This window comes from Rhizobium phaseoli, assembly GCF_010668805.1.
GTDB lineage: Bacteria > Pseudomonadota > Alphaproteobacteria > Rhizobiales > Rhizobiaceae > Rhizobium > Rhizobium phaseoli_A.
Genome location: NZ_WUFT01000061.1, coordinates 1 through 645, shown reverse-complemented (window position 1 = coordinate 645; position 645 = coordinate 1). Strand labels below are relative to the sequence as shown.

General features: G+C 62.8%; 2 protein-coding genes. Both read right to left on the bottom strand.

Features of this window, described 5'->3' with window-relative positions; all coding sequences use genetic code 11:
* The coding region (locus GR197_RS31370) for a tetrahydrofolate dehydrogenase/cyclohydrolase catalytic domain-containing protein (RefSeq protein WP_281409539.1) at window positions 1-250 on the bottom strand (250 nt) is incomplete at its 3' end.
* A gap of 3 nt (window positions 251-253) precedes the next feature.
* On the bottom strand, window positions 254-645 hold a 392-nt coding region (locus tag GR197_RS31365; protein ID WP_164016594.1), incomplete at its 5' end, for a formyltetrahydrofolate deformylase.

The window sequence follows — 645 nt, the reverse complement described above, 5'->3', positions numbered from 1 at the left end:
TGGCGACGAGGGCTGCCAGCTCCTCCTGGCTGGTCTCGGCCGGCAGCGTGTGCTGGACGGATTTGAAACCGCATTCCTTGGCCATGCGGCCCTTCGAGCCGACATAGGCGTGGCTTGCCGGATCGTCCCCGACGATGACGACTGCAAGGCCGGCGGTGACGCCGCTGCTCTTTTCCAGCGCTGCCGTCGCACTCTTTACCGTCTGAATGACCGATGCAGCTACGTTCTTGCCGTCGATGACCTCAACCATCTCTCAACCCATGCGTTCGGAGGCGTAGCTGCCGGGGCTTGCCGGGAAGACCACGGTGCGGTTGCCGTTGATGAAGGTGCGATGGTGAATATGGGCGTGGATGGCCCGGGCCAGCACCTGGCTTTCGACATCGCGGCCGATCGAGACATAGTCGTCGGGCGATTGGGCATGGGTGATGCGCGCCGTGTCCTGCTCGATGATCGGACCTTCGTCGAGATCGGCGGTGACGTAATGGGCGGTTGCCCCGATCAGCTTGACGCCGCGGCCGTAGGCCTGCTTGTAGGGGTTGGCGCCCTTGAAGCTCGGCAGGAAGGAATGGTGGATGTTGATGATCTTGCCCGACATCTTCTGGCACATCTCGTCCGACAGGATCTGCATGTAGCGGGCGAGCACGA